Origin of the sequence: Pedobacter sp. MC2016-05, assembly GCF_026239735.1 — a bacterium.
Taxonomy (GTDB): Bacteria; Bacteroidota; Bacteroidia; order Sphingobacteriales; family Sphingobacteriaceae; genus Pedobacter.
On the sequence record NZ_JAPIVT010000002.1, the window covers coordinates 124,979 to 143,525 of the forward strand.

The 18,547-nt window shown below is 38.7% G+C and carries 11 protein-coding genes; 5 read left to right on the plus strand and 6 right to left on the minus strand.

The window, feature by feature from the left end; translation table 11 throughout:
* The first annotated feature begins 156 nt into the window (after positions 1 to 156).
* The 3 genes from OQZ33_RS03600 (at position 157) to OQZ33_RS03610 (ending at position 3,540) form a co-directional block, all read left to right on the plus strand.
* Positions 157 to 1,386: a metallophosphoesterase gene (locus tag OQZ33_RS03600; protein WP_265797687.1), complete on the plus strand. Its 1,230-nt coding sequence runs from the start codon at positions 157 to 159 to the stop codon at positions 1,384 to 1,386.
* A 64-nt stretch (positions 1,387 to 1,450) separates the two neighbouring features.
* The gene (locus OQZ33_RS03605; protein ID WP_265797688.1) at positions 1,451 to 2,077 is read left to right on the plus strand and encodes a M23 family metallopeptidase; all 627 of its coding nucleotides are present in this window, start codon (positions 1,451 to 1,453) and stop codon (positions 2,075 to 2,077) included.
* Between the two features lie 263 nt (positions 2,078 to 2,340).
* Positions 2,341 to 3,540: a GAF domain-containing sensor histidine kinase gene (locus OQZ33_RS03610; protein ID WP_265797689.1), complete on the plus strand. Its 1,200-nt coding sequence runs from the start codon at positions 2,341 to 2,343 to the stop codon at positions 3,538 to 3,540.
* Positions 3,541 to 3,637: 97 nt separating this feature from the next.
* Here OQZ33_RS03610 and OQZ33_RS03615 read toward each other — a convergent pair whose 3' ends face one another.
* The 4 genes from OQZ33_RS03615 to OQZ33_RS03630 form a co-directional block, all read right to left on the minus strand.
* Positions 3,638 to 7,489 carry a TIM-barrel domain-containing protein gene (locus tag OQZ33_RS03615; protein WP_265797690.1) on the minus strand — a complete coding sequence of 1,284 codons (3,852 nt, stop codon included), beginning with the start codon at positions 7,487 to 7,489 and terminating at the stop codon, positions 3,638 to 3,640.
* Positions 7,490 to 7,645: 156 nt separating this feature from the next.
* Positions 7,646 to 9,517, minus strand: a complete 1,872-nt coding sequence (locus OQZ33_RS03620; protein WP_265797691.1) for a RagB/SusD family nutrient uptake outer membrane protein — start codon at positions 9,515 to 9,517, stop codon at positions 7,646 to 7,648.
* Between the two features lie 18 nt (positions 9,518 to 9,535).
* Positions 9,536 to 12,691, minus strand: coding sequence for a SusC/RagA family TonB-linked outer membrane protein (locus OQZ33_RS03625; protein WP_265797692.1), 3,156 nt, complete (start codon positions 12,689 to 12,691; stop codon positions 9,536 to 9,538).
* 199 nt (positions 12,692 to 12,890) lie between these two features.
* Positions 12,891 to 14,384: a PLP-dependent aminotransferase family protein gene (locus tag OQZ33_RS03630; protein WP_265797693.1), complete on the minus strand. Its 1,494-nt coding sequence runs from the start codon at positions 14,382 to 14,384 to the stop codon at positions 12,891 to 12,893.
* 64 nt (positions 14,385 to 14,448) lie between these two features.
* Between OQZ33_RS03630 and OQZ33_RS03635 the strand changes: the two genes are divergently transcribed.
* Both OQZ33_RS03635 and map read left to right on the plus strand, forming a co-directional pair.
* Complete coding sequence (locus OQZ33_RS03635; protein WP_265797694.1) at positions 14,449 to 16,314, plus strand: TonB-dependent receptor plug domain-containing protein; 1,866 nt, start codon at positions 14,449 to 14,451, stop codon at positions 16,312 to 16,314.
* Between the two features lie 42 nt (positions 16,315 to 16,356).
* Positions 16,357 to 17,172 carry a type I methionyl aminopeptidase gene (map, locus tag OQZ33_RS03640; protein WP_265797695.1) on the plus strand — a complete coding sequence of 272 codons (816 nt, stop codon included), beginning with the start codon at positions 16,357 to 16,359 and terminating at the stop codon, positions 17,170 to 17,172.
* A 66-nt stretch (positions 17,173 to 17,238) separates the two neighbouring features.
* Here the strand turns inward: map and OQZ33_RS03645 are convergent, their stop codons facing one another.
* The gene (locus tag OQZ33_RS03645; protein WP_265797696.1) at positions 17,239 to 17,868 is read right to left on the minus strand and encodes a sulfate/molybdate ABC transporter ATP-binding protein; all 630 of its coding nucleotides are present in this window, start codon (positions 17,866 to 17,868) and stop codon (positions 17,239 to 17,241) included.
* Positions 17,865 to 18,536 (minus strand): molybdate ABC transporter permease subunit, encoded by a 672-nt coding sequence (gene modB / locus OQZ33_RS03650; RefSeq protein WP_265797697.1) that lies wholly within the window; start codon positions 18,534 to 18,536, stop codon positions 17,865 to 17,867. The genes OQZ33_RS03645 and modB overlap by 4 nt, the downstream gene beginning before the upstream one ends.
* Positions 18,537 to 18,547 lie beyond the last annotated feature (11 nt).

The window sequence follows — 18,547 nt, forward strand, 5'->3', positions numbered from 1 at the left end:
TTTCAATTTAGATGATCTCCGCCTGGTGATGATCAAATGGACCAAAATTGAAGAACGCCTTTAATCAAACAACCGTAAAAATTTTTGCAGTTCGAAAATTAAGTAGCTAAGGCCATGTTTAAAATCTATTTTTACATCCATACTTCATTTTTTTTTATGAAACGAAAGATTAATTTCTTACCCATACTGGCCGTAATTGTTCTATTTTTTGCGCTTAATTCTTATGTGCTTTCGGGCTTTGGCACGCTCAACCAATCTTCCTTACTTGCTCCATTTTTTTGGGTATTCATTATTGGATTAACAGTTGCCCTATTTTTCGCGATTACACAAATGCGGACAAATGGAATGAGTAAATTTTTCCAAATTATTACGCATGCATTTTTAATTGTGTTTACCGCGGAAGTAGTTTTTGCTTTTTTTCTACTCGTTGGAGATTTATTTCGGTTGGTTCTTTCCATATCCTCAAACTTTCAACCAGATGGATTTCAGGTGTTGGGGCGAAGCATCTATTGGGTAGATTTTGCCTTTGTGATGTTCTGCCTTACCGTTATATTGTTCATTTTTGGAATTACGAGAGGCAAATATGCCTACAGAGTGATCAAACACAGCTTTTATTTCGATGACTTACCGGACAGTTTTGATGGATTTACCATTACGCAAATCTCCGACATTCATGCGGGAAGCTTTACTAAACCAAAGCAAGTACAAAAAGGTATCGACTTGATTAATGCGCAAAAAAGTGACCTGTTTGTTTTCACTGGCGATTTGGTAAATAATTCTGCTTCGGAAATCGTACCCTATATTGGCCATTTTTCGCAAATAAAAGCGCCATTCGGCCAATTTTCCGTTTTGGGCAATCATGATTATGGAGACTATATCAAATGGCCATCAGAAGCCGATAAGATTAAAAATTTACAGCAATTAAAAAGCTATCATGCCGAACTTGGATTTAAACTACTATTGGATGAACATGTAGAATTAACCAAAAGTGGGGAGAAAATTATTCTTGCGGGTATCGAAAACTGGGGACTTGGATTTGGGGAACGTGGCGATTTAGCTAAGGCTTTGGCTGGCACAAATATGAATGATTTTAAGGTGTTGCTTTCTCATGATCCGTCGCACTGGGACGCACAGGTGAAGAATAATCCATCAAAAATTCAACTGGCATTGGCTGGCCATACTCACGGGATGCAATTCGGTATTGAAGCGTTTGGCATTAAATGGAGCCCGGTTAAATATCGTTATAAACATTGGGGAGGCATAAAATTTGAAAACGGACGATATTTAAATGTGAACAGGGGCTTTGGCTTTTTAGGTTTTTCGGGCAGAATTGGAATCTGGCCGGAGATCACCGTGATTGAGCTTAAAAAGAGCTCAAATAGATGAAACCACTCATCGTACGCATATATTTAACCGTTTAATATTATCTTGTTATAAAATTATAAAACAGATGAAGTTATTACTTTTCTTCCTTTTCACGTTTTCAATGTTCGAAACACCAACTATTGAAAAAGACAGAGAAAGATGGAAGCCTTATTACTTCGATATCAAACCTCAAAAAAATGCTGAAAACTGGTTCTTACCGTTTGATGTAAGCGATCGTAAAAAGATTAGCAACATTAAGATCATTAGCATTTTCGGCGATCATCGAGATAGTTATTACAAAGGCCATATTCATACTGCTATTGATATTAATCCGGTAAAACCTACAACAAAATTAATTCCGGTTTATGCCATGGCCAATGGCGTAGTTTGTTCCGTTCATTTAGGCGAAAACCAAAAAACGGTGGTGGTGAGGCATACTTTGAAAGACGGGAAAACCATGTTTACCAGCTATAAACACTTAAAAGAAGTTTATGTGAGCAACGGGCAACAGGTAGATGAAAAAACCAAATTAGCTCGATTATTTACAAAAGACGAAAGCAAAAAGTATGGTGGCGACTACCATCATCTTCATTTAGAAATACGCAAAAAGTTTGATGATTACGGTTGCGCAAGCTGGCTTACGTTTAATAATACACAACTAAATGATCGCTTTTATAATCCCCAGGTATTTTTAAAACAATATGTAAAATAAACAGGCTGAATTTGAGGATAAAGCTGATGATTGATCTATAGCTGTGTAGTTGAAATCCTAATGTGTTCTTAATTAGTTAAAATCGTTAAAGAGAAAATAATGTCTAAAAACTGGCTTAAAAGCTGAAAAGGTGTTCAACAACTTAAATTTAAGTACGTAGGCCATACATTTTCACTATAGCTCGTAAGTCAAATTAGTAGCGACTCAAACAAATGCTGCTTTATTTAGTTTACCTTTAGGCGCTAGAAATTATAAAGCATTATATGACCATTCATCCTTTACCAAACAACGAGACCGAGAGATTAGATGCGCTGGGTTCTTATCATATTTTAGGAGGTGGGCAGGAACAAGATTTCGATGATTTAACCAAGCTGGCAGCCGAAATTTGCCAAACGCCAATTGCTTTGGTTACCATTTTGGATGACAAGACACAGTGGTTTAAATCAAACTTCGGTACGGAACTCACTCAAACTTCGAGAGAAGTTGCTTTTTGCTCTCATTCTATTGCTGGCAATGGCGATATTATGATTGTTAATAATGCACTGAAGGATACTCGCTTTGCGCAAAATCCTTTGGTTACTGGACATCCGGAAATTATTTTTTATGCTGGCGTACCACTAATTAATCCTGAGGGTTTTGCTTTAGGAACTTTATGCGTGATCGACCATCAGGAAAAAGGATTAACGGATAGTCAGATTGCTGCATTGAAAATTCTTGCCAAACAGGCACAGCACCAGTTAGAATTAAGAAGGAAGGTTAAAGAGTTGGAGCTGGCCAACGCCGCCTTGAGTGAAGCGAATCTTTTTATAGAAAAATTTGCACAGCGGGTAGCTCACGACATTAAAAATCCCTTATCCAGCATTATTTTATCTGCAGAATCTTTAAGAAAAAAATTCGATACACAGGGCGATGAAAAAGCAGTGCGACTGATTCAAATTGCCTTGCGCTCTGCCAGGAATTTGGTAACGTACGTTGATGACATGCTTGATTATTCGAAAGCACCATCAACCTTGTTAGCTAGGCAAGAAGATGTTGATTTTCGTTTCCTTTTGGAAAATTTAATTCCGATGTTGAATGTGCCTCAAGATTTCGAAATTACCATTCCCGAAAGCGTAAGCATCAAAACATCGAAAATTGCAATGGAACAAATTATGCTTAACTTATTGAGCAATGCCATTCGCTATAATGATAAAAATAAGCCACAAATCCAGGTTTCTTGTTGTTTAGAGGATGATCAATATGTATTATCTGTGAAAGATAATGGCAGAGGAATTTCACCCGAGAACCTTCAGAATATCTTCCGCGAAGGCTTTACCGCCCAAGGCAATGATCGGTTTAACCGAAAGGGCAATGGCTTTGGGCTAGATGCAGTAAGTAGCCTGGTAGCCAAACTGCAGGGCAGCATTAAAGTCGACTCGATATTGGAGCAAGGAACCACCATTTTTATCTCGCTTCCTGCTTAATTAATTTTTAGCGATATCCTTTTTACCAAAAGTGATAATGGAAAGGCCTAGCTTTTTTAAGCCCAGAATTTCACTTAATCTTATTTAATAGCAATACCTATAATTTTTTTGAGCCTAGTGCTTTATCAACTAAAATTCCATTTACCATTTTTAAATTAAATATTAGTTTACGTTTGGCTCTCAACCTTAAAACAAATAAAACACCCTCTCCTGAAAGCACTTCCTTGTTACCGATGTTCACAAATGTTGGATAGAGTACTTTAGTTCCGTCAGAATGTAAACGATCGTAAGTTAAATTTTCCATTGATTTAATTCCATCAGCATTTGAACCTAAATATTCATAATCTGCTGCATTATACGGCAAAGAAAAACTTAAAGCATTTACGTCTTTTAGGGCAATACCTTTCACGGTTACCTCAACAACCTGGTCTTTTTCAAATGTTGATTTTGGTGTACTTAAAACCAAGGTTCCAGCCAGGCCAGTTTTCGCTGATTCCCTTACGCCACCATCCAATTGTGTAGCCACATTCGAAATATCAAATGCATCTATCACACCATTTTTGTTGATATCGCCTTTGCTAATGTAACCTTCAAAATCAGCATCGCCTTTTCTTAGTCCAGTATAATTAGTGTAGGATGTTAAATCGTTACGGTCGATAATTTTGTCGTTATTGATATCACCCGCTATCGACGCTTCGCTTCCTGCAACCCTAAATACGTACATTTCTCGACCAGACCCAAAGCCGCCCGCACCTTTTTCGATGTCAAGTTTTAAGTACCTCGCGATGGGGTTACTTTTAAATTCGACTACTTTTTCAGTTCCATTGTTTTTCCAGTCAAACTCGTTCGTTAGTGTCCAATTTTCTTTATTGTTACTATAAAATACTTTTCCTTTTAATAAAGTTCCATTTCCACCACCCTGACGAGGCAAATAGGCTAACCGATCGAGTGTATTCTCCCCCTTTAAATCGATTATCATCTCAAAAGGATCTGACTTAACGCCCCACTTAGTATGCCACATACTCGACTCATCGAAATCAAACAACTTAATTATGCCCTCACCACCCTGGTTTTCTGCCGAAGTTTTTGCACCAATTCCTTTAATAGCAAATTGCAACGGATTGGCTTCAGTCGTAATTTTTAATGCTGTCCAATCTGATACACCGTCTTTATTTACGGCTCTCAATTGCAATGAATAATTGGTTTCTGGAGATAAGTTTTCAAAAAGAAGAGTGGTATCTGTTATTGTTGAATACAGCATATCACTAAACTTTATCTCGTAATAATCGGCGTTCGCAACTTTATCCCAACGTGGTTTAAAGCTGAAAGCCCCGTTATCGTCTTTGTTTAATTTAAAGTTATGTGCTTCGTTGAGTTTCCCAGTCAAGTTTAGTTGCTGATCAACTAAATCCGATTTAAAACCATCAATGGTAAGCTCAACGCTATTTTTGGTGACATCGGTTGCGGCCACTTTCACCAATACCTGCGGATTTTTTGTTATTGCTATCTTTTCAAACGGGGAGCCCTTGGTGCTAAATCGGTTGAAATTTGGCTTCTCATCGTAAAAGAACACATTGTTCTGTTTAACAAATTCCTCTTTTGATAAAACCTGGCTCAATTTTACTTTTTGGTTGCCCACTTTTGCAGAAACCCGTTTTGGTTCGGCAGTTACATTAATTCGAAATTCTGTTGTTTTCTGTGGAACAAAGCCATCAAATTCACCTTTTGTAGCTTGAACATTGATTATAGCTTTATCTTGCTCAACGTTGGATTCGATCAACGTTATTACTCCTCTACCCAATTTGTATGCCTCGGTGGTTCCATCATCGTCATATTCGGTAAATGAACTTTTTGCATGAGGATAAATTTCATAAATACGGGCATTGTTTTCAATCTGCTTTACATTATTGTTGGCGGCAGTAAGTGGAATAATCGCTCCAGCCCTAACAAAAACAGGTACTTTCCAAAGCGGCGAATCAAAATTATTAATAATACGGTCGCCTTGATATTGGTTACCTGAAAAATAATCGATCCAAATTCCTTTCGGCAAATAAATGCCATTTCTAATATCGTTTCCGTCTTTATCCACTTTAGTTTCCTGATAAATTGGTGCTACCAAAAAATTTGGTCCATACATAAATTGATATTGTGTTGAAATTCCATTGGCATAACTACCTGGATATCCCAAAAACATCGCTCTAACAATTGGCAGCCCATCAACTGCTTCTTTAGCGATACTATAACTATAAGGTAACAACTCGGATTTAAGTTTTAAATAATTGCGGTTAATGGAAGTAATGGGTTCACCAAAAGCATGAGGATATTTTTCATTCGATCCCCAACCATCCATATTCAACTGCATCGGTGTAAAGGTTTTCCATTGAAAATCTCTTGTATTTACGGCGCTGTTTTTTCCTCCAAAAATGCCGTCCATATCCGAGGTAATGTTTGGCTGCCCGGAAAGCCCCGAACCGATGTAAGTGGGGATATGGAAGCGAATATATTCCCAAGCTCCACCCGTTTGATCGCCCGACCATATGGAAGCATACCGTTGTGTACCTGCCCAACCATCAAGCGAGATGATAAACGGGCGATCGTTATTTCCGTAATAAGGCATGGTTGCAGCTACATCCGCTACCCCATTTAACCCAAAAGAATAACCCGCACCTACCCAAGCCACATCAGTTTTTAAAACCCGAACACCGGCATCTCTTACCTCACGGATAATGTCGCGTTGTAGCAAGGGACTAATTCCTTCCTTCGGATGTAGATCAGATTGCGTCCAAAGACCAATTTCTACTCCCTTTTTACGGGCATAATCCCCTAAATCTTTTAAATTCTTAACATTCCCTTCTAAGCTTTCTGTTCGGCCGTAACCAGCACCATAACCATCGTTAGGCAAAATCCAACCAAATGGCATATCATGGCTTTCATAACGATCAATTACAGCACGGGCAGAAAACTGATAATTGTTTTTTTCACCGTTTAAAGATTCTCTCATCCCACCGTTATCTTTTTGACTCTCCTTATATCTTTTACCATCTTCAAAAAGAATTCCTTTATCATCTTCTTTCCAAAAATCGCGATTGTATGCGTTTAAATGTCCCTCATAAAAACCAAACTTTGGCAACAAAATTGGGTTACCGGTTAATTGATAAAAATCGTTTAAAAGTGCTTTGGCACCAATATTCACCATCACAAACAAGTCTAAATAATTCGTTTCGTGCTGTATTGAAACCGTTCCTTTTTCTTTCGCTCCAAAATCATATTTGCCTTTGGAAAAAGTGTACCACATTAAGCCATAACCTTTGGTTGACCAATAAAATGGCGTTGGTGAGGCTACACCACCGTCTGTCCAGCTGTTTTGATTTTCGATTGAAATGGCTTTTCCTTTATGCGAAAAGCGTCCATTCTGTACACCTCCGCCATAAAAGTATTCGTCTGCATTCTCTTTAAATGAAATGTTAGCTACATTATCCTTCAGCAATATGGGGGCAGCTTGTTCGAGTACAATTGAATTCATTTCCAAATTAGTCACCCTCAATAAGGTGGTCTTTTTATTAATCTGGACAGAAATTTTTAAAGTATTGATCTCGATGTAATTTCCATCATCCTTTATTGAAAGTTTAATGATGGGTTTCCTTGGGTTTTGTACCAAAATTTCTGCAGCAGGTTTGGCTTCGGGATTTCTTATAAAACCACCGTCCTGATCTTGAAATAACCGAAATATATTTTCTCCGTAAAAATCGATGGTTAAACACGCTTTGTTGGAAAGTAATATTTCAACTGTTGTAGTATTTATTTGTTTCACACTCAGTACTTCTTCAGCATTGAATTTTGCGTTGGAAGCATTGCAAAAAATACGGTAGTCATTTGCATTTCCGACTTTAGGAAAAACAATTAAGCTAAAAAGAGCAAAAGCTAAGGAAGCAAGGGATTTTAATTTCATACGAAAGAATAAACTTTTACTAAAATAAGGCTAAACCTTAAAAAAACTAAATTAAACACTGCGCAAACGATTGACTAAAAAATTAAGATGGAAACGCACAAAAAAAGCCGCCCCAAAATTTGAGACGGCCCTAACCTATTCAGATGTATTTGTTAACTAGTAACCGTTGTTACCGAACTCGGCAGCATTAGTAATGGCATCTAAAAAATATTGTGGAATCGGCCTTACTGTGTGTTTCTTCGGATCGAAGTTAGGGGCAATAATAGGGTTGGTTTGCTGAAAGTAAGCAGTTGATAAGTTTCCGGTTCTTTTCAAATCAATCCAGCGGGTATGCTCACCAGCCAATTCTCTGCCGCGTTCTTTTAAAATGTAAGCCACATTCATTTCTGCTGGTGTAGCCAGCATTTCGCTTTCACGACCAGTAACCGCAGCACGTTTACGAATCACATTTACATAATTAGACGCTTTCAAAACATCGTTATTAGCTAAGATAGCCGCTTCTGCGGCAATAAGATAAACCTCACTTAAACGAATAATTGGGAAATCTCCCATCCAATACTGGTTGGTATAAGCAAAATATTTTCCTGAGAATTTTTTCAAGGCAGGGAATATATTAATCAAGCTCGGTTCATTAGGATAAGCAGCAGGGAGTTTATAGTTATTGGTTGCCGGATCAAAAAGATCAGAAGGATCCACTACCAAAGCTGGAATCTTCTTCTTAACTTCACTTGCAATCGTCCAATTGGGAGTAAAAACAGCAAGGCCTGCATCGGTGGTCATATTTTTCTCTTCTTCAAAAGTATTCCCCGAAGGAAGAAAATAATCTGGGCCACTATAAGCCGCTCTCGTACTCAAAATAATTTTACCCAAAATCGACTGATCTTTTTGATAGCTTGTGATCATTTGCTGTGTAATTACCTTATCTACACTCGCATAGAACTTGTAAGTGAAAGTATTCGCAAATCTGGTATCTGGCGTATTTTCCCTTGGGTCGAAAATATTGGTTAGCAAATATTTGGTTGGTTTATATTGTTTTGAGTTGGAACGACCATACAAAACAGTGGTCTCAATAGTTCCCCATTCAGCACCACGCCCGCCTAAATCAGGCAAGTAATATTGCCTTGTTCTTCCTCTGTTATATCCTTCCGGATTGAGTCCAGATGTAGCATCTATGGCTTCTATAAACAAAAACTCGGTATTGGCTTTATTATTTCTGTTATCAAAAGCTTTTGCGAAACCGGAGCGATTGGCATCACTGGTATACAATGCACAGTTATATTTTGCTGGGTTATTAATTAGCTCTTCTGCAGTTTCTAACGCCAGCTTTGCATATTGTTCCTTTTCACCCAGGCGGGTACGCTGTAAATAAACTTTGGCAAGCATAGCATAAGCTGCTTTTTTAGCTACGCGTCCTCGCAAACTTTGAGTAACGGGCAGGTTTTCTGTAGCAACCTTTAAATCAGAGATAATTAAATCGTAAAAAGCTTTTTCATCAGTTCTTTTAGGTGCCAAATCTATACCACTCAAAGCAGAGGAAGTGGTTGGCATAGCCACCCCACCAAACTGTTCAACAAGATTAAAATAAGCCCATGCCCGCATAAAATGAGCTTCAGCAACCTTGGCATTTAGCTCTGCAGAACTTGAATAACCATTTACTTTAGTGCTATAATCAATTGCGGTGTTACATAAGTTGATGGTGGAATATAAGCCTCCCCAAATTGTTCTTAGGGTTCCGGTTTGTGTATTCAGGTTATTGTCGTAGAGTAAAAAACCACTATCGTTTGCCCCATAATTAACCCAGAGATCAGTACCCATTTCGGATGGACCTATAAAATCAACCTTTCCATAGAAATAGTACATGTCTGTGTAGCACGAGTTAATCAGACCTTCATAACCAGGTTTATTTGTGTACGCTGTTTCGAGTGTGGTACCCCCTGGATTATATTCTTCAATATATTTTTTGCAAGATGTACTGGTAAGTGCAATTAACAAAACTGCCCCCAACGAAATTTTATGTAGATTTTTCATTATTGAAAATTTTAAAAATTAAAATGAAGCGTTTAAGCCAAAAACAATTTGTTTGTACAAAGGAAAACTATCATTTCCTCCCGTTTCGGGATCTATGTTTTTAAGCAAGGCGCTCTTTGCAAAAATCAGAGTGTTATAAGCCGTTCCGTAAACTCTTAATCTGCTCAAACCAACTTTCTTAATAAACTTATCAGGCAAGGCATATCCTAAGGTGATGTTTTTAACCTTGAAGTATGAACCATCTACATAAGATAAAGCTGATTGATAAAGTGTATTGATATTATTGGTTGTACCACCAATGGTTGGTTGAGGATAATCGTTGGTTGGGTTAGTCGGTGTCCAATAGTTATAAAATGCTGGTTGTGTGATGCTGTTATAATAACCCAATAATTGTGCGTCAATCATTTGTCCGTAACGCATTACCATAAATACAGTTAAATCGAAGCCCTTGTAGGCAAACGTATTCTGGAAACCAATATTAAAATCAGGAATGTTTCTTCCAACAATCATTCTATCGTTTGCAGAGTATGGGTGAACACCATTATCCGATACCCCATTAGCATCTAAGCGGGGAACAGTTTGCAGTTTAATATCACCGGGACGGGCGCCATACTTTGCAGCTTCCGTTTCTTCTCCCAGCTGCCAGATACCAATTTTTTTGTAACCATAAAGAATGCTTTGCGGCAAAGCATCGCCAACAAATAAGCGGTTGGTAATTAAATTACTTACCGAGCCAGAAGTGCCTAAATCAATTTTTGTTAACTCTTCCGTGGCCCTGGTAAATGTTAAGGTACTGTTCCATTTAAAGTTTTTGGTATCGATGTTTCTGCTGTTGATCGTTAGTTCAACACCATCATTTTTAGTTTCACCTATGTTTGCAAAAACATAATACTGCGTTTTTGCATCATAACCACCGGCAGTTGGCGGCATGTTTTGAGCAAACAAAACGCCTTTTGATTTAGTTTTGAACCATTCACTGCTCACATCCAGGCGCCCGTTAAATAATGTAAAATCTAAACCCAAATTGAAATTATAAGAGCGCTCCCAGGTAAGGTTCGGACTTCCTAAAGCCCTATTTAACACATATATAGGAAGTGCTGACGAACCACCAAGTGAGAGGTTATAATCGTTAGTTCTTGCAGCTACCAAAGTGCTGTTTTGGTAGGGTTGAATGCTTGGATTTCCCGCTACTCCATAACCTGCTCTTAGCTTTAAATTGCTTAACCAGTCTTTAGTAGATTCCATAAATTTCTCATCGCTAATTCTCCAGGCGACAGAAGCGGAAGGAAACGAAGACCATTTATCAATCAACTGGGAAACACCATCCCAACGATTTGATAACTGCAACAAATATTTTCCTTTGAAATTGTAATTGATCCTTCCGGCAAAGGAAAGGCGATTACTTTGAAGGTAGCCGGTACCTCTACCTGTTATGGTAGTTGCCGCACCTAAATTATAGTAGAGATATTCATCAAAATCAAGTCCGTTTCCAGATAGCGTAGAGGTTTCAGTTCTATTATCAGCCATAGATGTAATGCCTGTGAAGGTAAACTGATGATCCTTATTGATCGCATAATTATAAGTAACGATATTCTCCCAAAGGTAGCCGTAATTTAGGTTTGTTGCATAACTGGCTTCTTTAACGTTTCTATTTTCTGACGCTAAATTATAAGAGTTTTCATTTGCAAATGTACCCCGGCGGTCGGAAGAAAGTGTTACCCCAAGATTGGAACGAATGGTTAAATTCTCTGTCGGTTTAAATTCTACATATGGGTTAAGCTGTAAGAAAAGATTTTTGTTATTGTTAGCAAAAACGCCTGGTGCATAATTAGCTATTGGACTTACCAATGAAACGTTTGTTAACGGGAATAAGTTTACACTTCCATCGGCGGTGTATGCTGTACCTAAAGGATAAATCCCGAAAGCTTTATTAATTCTGCTATTGGTTTGATCGCCGTTACGAAGATTGGCTGTAACTTGCACGCCGGCTTTGAAAAACTTCGAAAAAGCAACATCAACCCCCGAACGGGCATTTAAAATGGTAGACTGATCGCCTTTGTAAATCCCTTTTTCGCCAATGTAGCCCAATGACAGATAAGCCTGTGTTTTCTCACTTCCACCCCTCACTGAAATGTGGTGATTTTGTTGTGAACCTGTTTGCAGCGTTTCATCAACCCAATTTACCCACTGGCCTTCGTTAATGGCCGTTATCCCTGCGGCAGGAATACCTGCATCTGCAAGATTATTAGGAAACCGCCCATTGCCGGCAAAATACCGATCCCTAACATACTGTACATACGCATCGCCAGTTAATGGCTCTGGGTATTTTGCAAAACCATTTACACCATAATAACTGTCAATATCAACCTGAACTTTCCCCGCTTTTGCTTTTTTTGTCGTAATAATGATAACGCCGTTTGCTCCTGCCACACCATAAATAGCGGTAGAGGATGCATCCTTCAAAACGTCAATCGTTTCAATATCGTTAGGATTTAAACTATTAATGTTCCCTATAATCCCATCGATAACATAAAGGGGATCAGACGATGCCCCGGGCAAGGCCCCAGCTACTTGTGCAATTGAGCGGTTACCCCTCAATAAAATAGTAGGTGTAGAACCGGCACTTCCACTTGTACGCTGGATATCCAGACCTGCAATCCTTCCCTGCATAGCCTCTACTGCATTGCTAACTGGACTAATCGTAATATCTTCACTTTTAATGCTGGATACCGCACCTGTTAAATCTTTCTTCTTAACCGTTCCGTAGCCCACTACCACAACATCCTCGAGATTCGCAATATCCTCGCTCATCACAATTTTAACCTCTGTCTTTCCATTTACCGGAAATTCAGTCGACTTAAAGCCAACCAAACTTAAAACCAAGGTTTCATTTCCGGTCTCGAGATTTAGCGTAAACCTTCCGTCTGCATCTGTAGCAACCGCGGCACCGCCTCCCTTAACTTTTACCACTACGCCAGGTAGTGGTCCACCTTTAGCGTCCACAACGGTTCCTCTTACCGGAACCACTTTCGTTAGCTTACTTTTTGAGATGGATACCAATGGTTTTGGCGGTGCTACCGCAAAAGACAGGATAGGTAGCGTAACCATTCCTCCTATTACACCGAGAATACCGAGTGTCTTAAACAAAGGATTGTTATGTAAATTTTTGCTCATGGATTTATATTGGTTAGTTGTAAAAAGTTCAATAAAATGTCATAAACGTCAAAAATACGGTTATGAATTTGATCTCGAATATTCGCATCATTTTTTTTACAAATGAGATTAATATTCTCTAATAAATTTTAACTAACCCCAAATTTAAAGAAGGCTCCTAAATTTTAACTGTACAATACTATCGATGAATTATAAAATATTATCTAATTTCTATCAATACTTCAGCAATAGATTTTTGCAAAATTTCCACAGCATTTTCCATCTCTTGTTCATTCAAACTGCCAAAGCCCAGGCGGGTAGCAATTAATTTTTTATTTTGATACAACGTTGTTTTAGGCAGAAACAATCCGTCATCCAGACATTTTTTTTGGAACTTTATTAAACTAAAACTGGGCAGCCATTCTATCCAAACCGCCAAGCCCTGGTTAGGAACCTGAAATTTAATCAATCCTTCCAGGTTAAGATGAAGTAGCTCAACAAAATAATCCCTGCGCTCTTTATATATTTTTTTATTTTTCTTCGCCAGGCGATGAACTTCCCCTTCTTCAATCCATTCGGTAAGTACCTGTTCTTTAATTACGTCAACACCGGATGCTAATATACGTTGATGTTTTTCCAATTCTTTGATGAAATCTGGTGGTGCCGACACAAATCCATAACCAAAACCTGCCGGAAGAGACTTTGCAAACGAGCCAATATAAACCACACTCTTATAAGTATCAATAGCGGCTAGCGGAAGCACAGTATTATTATCAAAATGAAATTCGAAATCGTAATCATCTTCAATGATGATAAAACCGTATTCTTTAGCCAGCTCCAATATTTCTATCCTTCGCTTTGCGCTTAAAGAAATAGTTGTAGGATAAAGATTTACGGAGGTGAGGTAAAGTACCCTAATTTGATGTGTTTTGCATAATTCACGAAGATTGATCACATCAATCCCCTCCTCATCTATTGAAACGGAAACAATTCGAGCTCCGCTATCCAGTATGCTCATATTGGAAAAGTAATAGCCTGGTGAAGCAACAACAACTTTATCGCCAGCATTTATCAATAATTTTAGTACGAGAAATAAGCTGATTTCATGATTTGTGGTGGTGAGCAGATTCAATGGTGCTATTTTTAACCCGCGGGTTAGGTTTAAGTAATTGCAGAACTGCGCTTTAAAATTCAGGTGCGCTTGTGTTTGCAGTTGTTCCCAAACGCCTTTATTTCTGTTTCTCTTTAATTTTGAAACATACAACCGGGCCAGTACATCCGTATGCACAAGCCTGGCGTCAGGCAACCCATCATTAAATTGAAGGGATAAATCACTTCCCTCAACTGGATTATCCAGAATATTTGATTTCTTAAATTCAAAATGAACAGGGACCGGGAGCTCATTTTGCAAAGAACCAATCCCATCTTTCTTAACAACCTGCTTCTGACTCGATAGTATAAAGGTACCCTTACTCGCCGAAATTTTTATAAACCCTTGCGATTCTAAATCATCGAAAGCTTTGATGAGCGTATTTCTATTTACACCCAATAGCTTACACAAAATTCTGCTGCCGGGCAATTTCGTTCCCTCCGGAAGAAAACCGAGCTGTATAGCTTTAATAAACTCAAAAACGATTTGTAAATAAATAGCTGTTGGGCTTTTTGAATCGAGCTGTATAAAACTTTTAAAAGGAATTTGAACCGGACTATCCATTTTATTTAAACTGGCATACTTTAGTGGTACGGCAAGATACTACTTTTGGAAGAAAATTAGCCAAGTGAAAAGACTTTATTTTGCGTTACTGCTACTCTTCAGTGCAGAGTTATATGCACAACCAAAACAAGATACTGTAATTAAGATTGATGATGTTGTCATTAATGAGAATGGTTTTAAAACCCCAATCTCAAAACAGAACAGAAATGTTTATATCATTGATCAAACCATGGTTGCCAAATTGCCCGGCCGCAGCATCCAGGAACTGCTACAATATGCCAATGGTGTAGATTTAAGGCAACGCGGACCTTTCGGCGGTCAGGCAGATATTAGTATTGATGGTGGAAGTTTTGAACAAACCATTGTGTTATTAAACGGAACCAAAATTATTGATAGCCAAACGGCACACAACATGCTTAACCTGCCGATTCCGGTAGAAGCAATTGAAAGGATAGAGATTATCAGAGGTCCTGCCGCCAGAATCTATGGCATAAACAGCCTAACCGGAGCGATTAATATCATCACCAAAAAGCCAACACATTCTGGTGTTCTGGCAGATGTACATGCCGGATCGAACTTTGAAAAAAATACGGAAGGCACTGGAAAAACTTTTTATAACAACGGAGTTCAGTTGGGTGGCGTATTGAGCAAAGCGAAGCAGCAGCATTCTCTATTCGGCGGTTACGATAAAAGCAATGGCTATCGTTTCAATACCCAATTCGAAAACACGAAATTGCTTTATCAGGGAAATTTTCAGATTGACGCTGCTAATGAAATTATTGCCGTAGCAGGTTATACCGAAAATGAATTTGGTGCCAACGGTTTCTATGCCGCTCCAGGCGATAGAAACTCAACAGAAAAGGTTCAAACTACGTTAGCATCAATCCAATCTAAACACATTTTATCTACCCGATGGACTTTGCTGCCACGCTTAAGCTACCGGTATAATTTTGATGATTACCGTTATTTTGGCAATGTAAATCCGAATGCCGGAGTAAGTAAACATGCTACCAATTCATTCGCAGCAGAAGTAACCAGCACATATAAAACCAATACTGGCGAACTAGGTTTCGGTGCCGAAGTGAGAAGCGAAAACATCAACTCATCAAATATTGGTAATCACCGCCGTGAAAACGCAGGCTTTTATACCCAGTATCGCACTAGTTTCTTCGAAAAGCTGGATGTAAATGCCGGTGCCTACGTTAATTACAATTCTTCCTATAAGTGGCAAATTTATCCAGGGATAGATGCAAGTTATACCATTGGTAGCGCACTGAAAATAATTGGCAATCTCGGCACTAGTCAGCGGATTCCTTCTTTTACCGATTTATACCTTAACCAACGACCAGGAAACATTGGCAACCCCGATGTACAGCCCGAAAATGCGTTTCAAAGCGAAGCGGGATTTAAATTTCTGCAGCGCAATTTCACCTTCAACTCCAGCTTTTTTTATAGGAACATAGATAAATTTATCGATTGGACAAGACTCGTAGCCACCGAACCTTTTCAGGCCAATAATGTGGGCACAATGGCTACCAGAGGGATTAATTTCCGCTCTAATTATCATTTAGCTTTACATGACCAATCCAGCTTTAATTTTAGTTTGGCCTACTCTTATTTAGATTCGAAGTTTAAAAACATGGCGCAAGTGCTGGCTTCAAAATATCAATTGTCGGCGCTAAAGCATCAGGTTACCAATACTGTAGATTTCAAGTATCATAATTTTTCTGTGCTTTTGGCAACGCGATTTAATCAGCGGATAACCGGGCCATCTTACTGGATTAATGATTTCAGATTGAGTCAATCCATTAATAAATTCACCATTTACATGGATGCACAAAATATTTTTGACACCCAGTATTTCGAAATTGGAGCCATTCCCCTTCCATCCCGTTGGGTAAGTTTAGGGGTAAAATTTGTAACGCTGTAAATACTATAAGCATTTAAAAAACTTATTCGTAATTTTGCAGCAATGATTTTTTACAAAACTGATGAACAAGTGGAGCTGATGCAAATCAGTGCACTTTTAGTAAGCGAAACCCTTTCCGAAATCGCTAAAATATTACGTCCCGGATTGCAGACCATTGAAATTGATAAACTTGCCAATCAATTTATACTTGATCATGGCGCAGTGCCTTCATTTTACAACTATAGCGGTTTCCCACATCATATTATTACTTCAGTTAATGATGTTGTGGTGCATGGTTTCCCAGGTACAGAAACCCTAAAAGACGGTGATATTATTTCAGTTGACGTAGGTGTTATCAAGAACGAATACCATGGCGATCATGCTTATACTTTTGTAATTGGTGAAGCAAGTCAGGACATCCTGGATTTGGTAAGAACAACAAAGGAATCGCTCTTTATTGGTATTAACGAAGCCGTGGCAGGTAAACGTTTGGGTGATATCGGTTATGCTATTCAAAATCACAACGAGAAGCAAGGTTATGGTGTAGTGAGAGATTTTGTTGGCCACGGGTTGGGCAAAAGCATGCACGAAGATCCTCAAGTGCCTAATTATGGCAAACGAGGTTCGGGTTTAATGCTTAAAGAAAACTTGGTTATGGCCATTGAGCCGATGATTAACATGGGCAAAAAAGATGTTTACATCGAAAAAGATGGCTGGACCGTGAGAACTAAAGATGGTAAACCATCCGTTCATTTTGAGCATGATGTCTGCGTGAAGAAAGGCAAAGCTTTAATCCTTTCAGATTATGCGCCAATTGAGGCTGCCGAGAAAGCAAATATTAATTTGAATACAAGCTACCAAAATATTTCAGCTGTTTAAAACGCAGTAGTATTTTAAGTTGTAGTGGTTAACAGCTGGGAACAACTACAACTTAAAATCGACTTCTTAATTTCCCCTACTTTCCAAGTTAAAGATCTGATTATCGGCACTCGCCCATTCATTATCTTGATGCGTCACCATGATTACAGTGGTTTTTTGCTCCTCAAATATCAGTTTCAGGCTTTTCATCATCCGGTTTTTGAGGGCAGCATCAAGTGCAGAAAAAGGTTCATCCATCAACAATAATTTAGGCTTGGTAGATAGCGCTCGCAAAATAGCAAGGCGCTGCTGTTGGCCACCTGAAAGTTGTTTCGGATTCCGATGTGTAAGTTGATCCAACTCACCCATTTCCAGCAATTCGCGGATATAATTTAAATCCGTTGTGCCATAGCTCAGGTGCTGTTCAACCGTCATGTTCGGGAAAAGTGCATAATCTTGAAAAACGAAGCCCACCTGGCGCTCCTGCACTTTTTTATTGTATTTCGTTTCACTATCGAACCAAATTGTATTTTCAAACTTAATTGTCCCCTTATCTGGCAAGATAAGCCCAGCAATAATTTTTAACAATGTCGATTTTCCAGCTCCAGAAGGGCCTAAAATTCTGGTGACTGAATTTGATTGGAAAGAAGTTTTCACCTGAAGTGCCAAACTGGCCGAACCACTACCTATTTTTTTTTTTATATCTAGTTCTATCATTCGAATGGGCTTTTAACTGCATTTCTATTGATGATAAAAACGCCTACTACGATGATGAAAGTGATGGCAAATAAAATAAGAGCATAAGCGTTGGCTGATACATAATCCATGGTTTCCACTGCATCGTAAATCGCTATCGACGCTACTTTCGTTTGCCCGGGGATGTTTCCACCTATCATTAATACCACACCAAACTCTCCCAATGTATGCGCAAAAGTCAATACCACAGCTGTAAAAATAGAGGCTTTAATGTTAGGCAGAAGCACCTTAAAAAAAGTCTGCGTTTTAGATTTCCCCATGATGTAAGAAGCCTCTGCCATAGATTTTGGCAGATGAGAAAAAGCTGCCTTTATCGGACTGACCATAAAAGGAAGACTATAAATAATGGAAGCAATGACCAACCCTTTAAATGAAAAGACCAGTTGTAAATCGAAATGCGCCTGCAGCCATTCGCCAAAAGCATTACTCGGACTAAAAGCCAAAAGCAAATAGAAACCAAGCACCGATGGTGGCAACACTAAAGGCATGGTAATCAGCGCTTCCGCAATAAGTTTTAGAACAGTTTGCTTCCGCGATAGCCAATACGCAATAGGAACTCCAATAAAAAGCAGCAAAATGGTGGTAATGGCAGCCAACCTCAAACTAAGCCAAATCGGTTCCAGATCCATTATTTTTTACG